At 65.2% G+C, this 5243-nt stretch carries 3 protein-coding genes and 1 pseudogene; all 4 read left to right on the forward strand.

All coding sequences use genetic code 11. The annotated features are described in order from the left end of the window. Positions 1-330 (forward strand): annotated as a pseudogene (locus ACFWF3_RS23380) (hypothetical protein); the annotation flags it as partial. A 35-nt stretch (positions 331-365) separates the two neighbouring features. Beyond that, positions 366-1070 (forward strand): hypothetical protein, encoded by a 705-nt coding sequence (locus ACFWF3_RS23385; protein WP_379315273.1) that lies wholly within the window; start codon positions 366-368, stop codon positions 1068-1070. Next, positions 1067-3109, forward strand: coding sequence for a hypothetical protein (locus ACFWF3_RS23390; RefSeq protein ID WP_379315274.1), 2043 nt, complete (start codon positions 1067-1069; stop codon positions 3107-3109). Before ACFWF3_RS23385 ends, ACFWF3_RS23390 begins: the two co-directional genes overlap by 4 nt. After that, positions 3110-5243 (forward strand): DEAD/DEAH box helicase (locus ACFWF3_RS23395; protein WP_379315275.1); only part of this gene is annotated, 2134 nt, incomplete at its 3' end.

The raw sequence follows: 5243 nt of genomic DNA on the forward strand, positions 1-5243 counted from the left end.
GTGACCTTCCCGGACACTGCGGCGGGTTTGAGCGACCCGAACGCGCAGCGACTGTTCGAGGCTTCGAGCATTCTGCCGCCGTCGATGCTGGAAGCGTCCGCGTCACTCGGGTATTCGGTGAACGCGGGCTCGCGCGGGTTCCTCTACAACGCCGACGTCACGATGGTGATCGACTTCCTCGACATCGGTACTCGCGCGGTCACTCCGACCGGGCTGAAGGAGCTCATGAGCCCGGCCGCTGATGACCTGGTTTCGGATGACGGTGACGATGCGGCCGATGACGGCCAAGACGGGAGTACGCGCGCACACGGCGACGCCCCGACCTGGTAACCGCCCCGGAACACGTTCGGGCACAGGGGGATACGATGACAAATACTCCAGCGGCGCGCCTGGCCACCCGGCACAAGGAAGGACGCGACCCGGACGAGAACGATGATCGCGCGATCGGTGGCACCGGGTCGCGCTTCGCGCTCGCCGACGGCGCGTCGACCACCGCTCGTGCCGAGGAGTGGGCGGAGCTGCTGGTAGCCGCCTACGCGATCGGTGGCGTGGACATTCTAGAACTCGCCGTGCTGGATGCGCTCAGGTCGCACTGGCGGGAACGGGTCGACACGGCAGGGCTTCCCTGGTATGCCCAAGAGAAGCTGCGGCGCGGCGGCGCGGCGACATTTGTCGGGGTGGATATCGACGTGGCGCGGCAGCGGTACCGAGCGATCGGGATCGGCGACGCGTGTTTGCTGCACCTGCGTGACGGAGAGCTGATCACAGCGGGTCCGCTGGATCATCCGCGCCAGTTCGGTCGCACCCCGGCCCTGATCACCACCCATTCCGGGGATGTCTCCCATCGGGCGGCGCTCTGGGAACACGGCGATGACTACGTGGGTGGTGATCACCTCGTGCTCGCCTCCGATGGTCTGGCGAAGTACCTGCTGGAACAGAAACGCGGTGGTGCGCTCATCGACGTGAGCACGATCCCCGGTGACGACGACGAGTTCCGGACGTGGGTGGAGCACGCGCGCCGCGCCGGCATGGACAACGACGACACGACGATCTGCGCGGTGCGACTATGAGATTGCCGAGCCTGCTGAATTACCAAAGTGCGGTGGCCAATCCACCGATCGCTTTCCGCCATGTCGACCTGCTTCGAACCGGTGAGCCCGTGCGCAACGCGCAGGGCATGCCGTCAGTCGCCTCGGGCGGGTTCGCGGCGACGTTCGCCATCGACAGCGCTTCGAACCAGCGCTTCGCGGTGCGCTGTTTCCACAAGCAAGGCCATGATGAGCGCCGACTGCGCGAACGCTACGAGCACATTTACCAGTTCGTCGTCGGCCATCCGAATCTGACGTTCCTGATCGATGCGGTGTACCAACCCGACGGGATCATGGTGAACGGCACGGGTTTTCCGACCGTGCGCATGCGATGGTCGACCGGTGAGATGCTCGGCGTGTGGGTGGAGGACTGGATCGAGGGCGACCAGGATCCGGTCGCAATCGAGACGGTGCGGGTCGCGATCGCGGACGCGGTCGTCGCGTTGCGCGCCGCGGGCGCCGCGCACGGCGATCTCCAGCACGGGAACATCCTCGTCGGCCGGGATCGTTCGATCACCCTGATCGACTACGACGGCATGTTTGTCGATACGTTCGCCGGTACCGGGTTGCCGGCAATCGAACAAGGTCACCGCAACTATCAGCATCCCGGTCGCGGTGGCCGTTTCGACAGTGGCATCGACACTTTCGCGGCCGCGGTTATCGATGTCTCACTGCGGGCGCTACGGCACCAGCCATCGCTGTGGGACGACTTCGGCGGTACCGGCGAGAACCTGATCTTCACCGCACGGGACTTCGTCGACCCGGAGAATTCGCCGTTGTTCGCCGCGCTCGCCTGCATCAGCGGAGTTGCCGACGCTGCCGCTGCGTTGAAGCGGGCCTGCCGAACCGACTACGACTACGTCGAAACCGTCTTGGCGGGGACCGGGGCGGGCGCACCGGCTGCGGGCGGTTTCGAACTGACGCTCGGTCAGTTCGTCGCAGGCAGCGAACGTGACGAGCTGCTGAACCGTGCGGGTGAGACCATCACCGTCTACGGGAAAATCCAGTTTGGCATTGTCAACAAGGGATTCCAGGGCCGCGATGTGGCCTTGATCAACCTCGGTGACTACCGGCGGGGCGATTTCACCATCGTCGCCCACGACAGCGTCGCACGTCAGCTCTTCGACAAGTACGGCAGCCACAGCACGCATGGAAAACGCCTCCTGCCGAAGCTGAAAGACTGGCAGATCGCGATCACCGGCACCGTCGTGACCTATGTGAACAAGGGCGTGCATGTCCCGCAGATCGAACTCGTGCGGGTCGGCCTGCTACGCAATCTCACCGATCAACAGATCGCCGCGCTGAAATCCCCGCCACCCGCTGTCGCACCAGCACCACCCAGGCCTACCAGGGCACCGAAGAGCGCGGGCGCGCCGCCGATTCCGTCATCGACGCGAGCTGCGGCGGTTGTGCCGCCCACAGATCGTTCAGCGGCACAGGCGCGCAGACAGGCCGAGCTGAGCAGGTTGTACGAAAGCCCTGCCATGAGGGTGCGTCCCCCGGCGGCTCCGGTGCGAACGAGCTCGCCGTCCCCTGCCCCGCCGAGTACCCCCACACCGGACACAGCACCCCAGCAGCCGCGGACATCGCGGTCCGCGCGCCCGGCGCCTACCAATTCGGCCGTACGATCGGCGCCTCCCAACCAGGCCGCGCGCCCATCGCCTGCTGATCCGGCAGCACGCCCGGCACCTCCCAATCCTGCCACCCGGCCGACGTCTCCCAGCCCCGCTGCCCGGTTGGTGCCTGGCACCCCTGCCGCACACCCATCGCAGGCTATCCCGGCAGCACGGTCGACACCCGCAACTACGGCCGAATCGTGGTGGGCCCCGCATCGCCCTCCATCATCGCACCGTCAGGCCGCTCCGCCGCCCCCTCCTCGGCCACCACAGCCACCCCCACCCGTCACATGGCACCCACCGGTGAACCACCCGGGACACCAGCGGTCGTCGGTGCGTTGGGACTGGATGGTGTTCGGGCTCGCGATCCTGGGTTTGCTGACCCTGATGATCCTGGTGGTCTAGGTGACGATCAACGCACGTGAATACGCCGTGGTCGTCCGCGAACGGGACGGTAGTTCCGTCGAGAACAAGACCGCCGAGATAGCGGGCTATCAGATCGACGGTCGGCTGATCCACATCAGCTACGCGCGCGGCGGCACCTATCGCTACGGCCGTGACCGGGTCTACCTCGCGAACCACCCACGACAACTACCACCGGACCAGGGGACCGAGATCCTCGCCGACGGTGTGCTGTGTGACAGTTCCGGCGGCGCTTACCTTTTCGACACTCCCGATGGTGGCTGGTGGCACATCTTCGCCCGGGACGGGACCTGGCATGCGCGCCCCGCGAGCGAGGTCGAGATCGTTCGCAACGGCGCCGCGATTGCCGAATCTGCTGCGGTACTGCGGTATTGGCGCGAACTCGCGGGTCTACTGCCGGAGACGGGCCATCTCCTGCGGGAGGGGCTCGACCACCTCACCTTCCTTCACCCTGACAGCGTGCTGCATAGGTTTCTCACCGGCGCACGCCTGGAACAGCGCGACGACGCGCCCGATCCGCGAATCTACCCGTTTCACATCAATCCGAGTCAGCGCAAGGCGATCGACAACGCGCTGCGATTTCCGATCTCGGCGGTGGACGGCCCGCCCGGCACCGGCAAGACACAGACCATCCTCAACCTGATCGCCAACATCTTGCTCGATGAGTCCAAGACCGTGGCGGTCGTGTCCTCGAACAACGCCGCGGTCGAGAACGTGCGCGACAAGCTCATCGACGTCCAAATCGGCTATGTGGTAGCCGATTTGGGCCGGTCGGAGAAGCGGCGAGAGTTTCTCGGCAGAGGTACCCAGGACAACCGGAACAGGCTTGTCGCGCGCCTTGTCGCGACCGAAAGGGGCGAGATCGGCTCGGCCGAGGAGATCGCCACCCTGGATCGGCGGTTACGCCTGCTCCAAACCACGCAGGGCGAACTCGCCCAACGGCGATCCGAGCGCGACGGTTACCTGCTCGAACGCGAACACTTCATGACCCACTTCGATCGGCAGTCGCTGCCGGACGAGCGGTTGTTGCCGGTGCTGCGCTGGCCCGCGGACAAGATCCTGGACTACATCGCCGACACCGATCCCGGCCTGGCCCAGCCGGGCGTGCTACCCGAGGCCGTCGACCGGATCATCCACTGGATCAGATACCGGTCGATGCGAGCGGTCGACGCCAGCGACGTCGAGGTCGTTTTGCGGCTGCAACGACTGTACTTCGACAAGAGGATCGCCGATCTCGATGCCGAGATCGGCCGGCTCACCAGCGCGTTGAGCTCCGCGAAGTTCGACGAGCTGACCGATCGACACCGCGAGCGCTCGCTGCAGTGGCTCACCGACCGCTTGCGTGACCGCTACGCCCAGCACCGGCCGGGTATCTACGGCCACAACTACCTGCGCGAGTGGCAGCGGTTCAGCCGCGACTATCCGGTGATCCTCAGCACGTGTCATTCACTACAGCGCAGCATCGGGCGCGGCCGGATGCTCGACTACCTCATCATCGACGAAGCCTCGCAGGTGAATCTGCTGGAGGCCGCGAACGTGCTCGCGTGCTGCAAGAACGTGATCGTCGTGGGGGATGTGAAACAGCTGGCCCACATTCCGGGTCTCGAGTCGAAGGATTGCCCGCCCCCACCGCGCCCTGTGTACGACTTCCACCGGCACAGCATCTTGTCCGCGTTGATCGAGCTGTACGGTGCCGCGCTGCCGCGCACCATGCTGCGTGAGCACTATCGATGCGCTCCCGACATCATCGGATTCTGCAACAGCAAGTTCTACGACGACGAACTGATCACCTTCACCACCAGCACCCCCGGCTGGGAATCGATGATCGTCGCGCGGACCGTCGAAGGCAATCACATGCGTCGTCACAGGGAGAGCCGGTCCAACCAGCGAGAGATCGACGTGATCGAACGCGAGATCCTCCCGACGTACTGTGCCGGCTTCGCGGCGACGGACATCGGCGTCACCACGCCCTACCGCAAGCAGGTCAGCAAGGTCACAGACGCGCTCCTCGGTGCTGTCGAAGCCGACACGATCCATCGGTTCCAAGGTCGGGAGAAGGACGTGATCGTGATGATGAATTTAATAGAAGTGTCATCGGACCCGTTTGATTTTGGTT

The organism is Nocardia sp. NPDC060220 (assembly GCF_042727815.1).
Taxonomy (GTDB): domain Bacteria; phylum Actinomycetota; class Actinomycetes; order Mycobacteriales; family Mycobacteriaceae; genus Nocardia.

What these genes read in the sequence shown, in the direction of transcription:
- ACFWF3_RS23385 (WP_379315273.1), top strand. Translation starts at nt 366, where the DNA reads ATGACAAATACTCCAGCGGCGCGCCTGGCCACCCGGCACAAGGAAGGA.
- ACFWF3_RS23390 (WP_379315274.1), top strand. Translation starts at nt 1,067, where the DNA reads ATGAGATTGCCGAGCCTGCTGAATTACCAAAGTGCGGTGGCCAATCCA.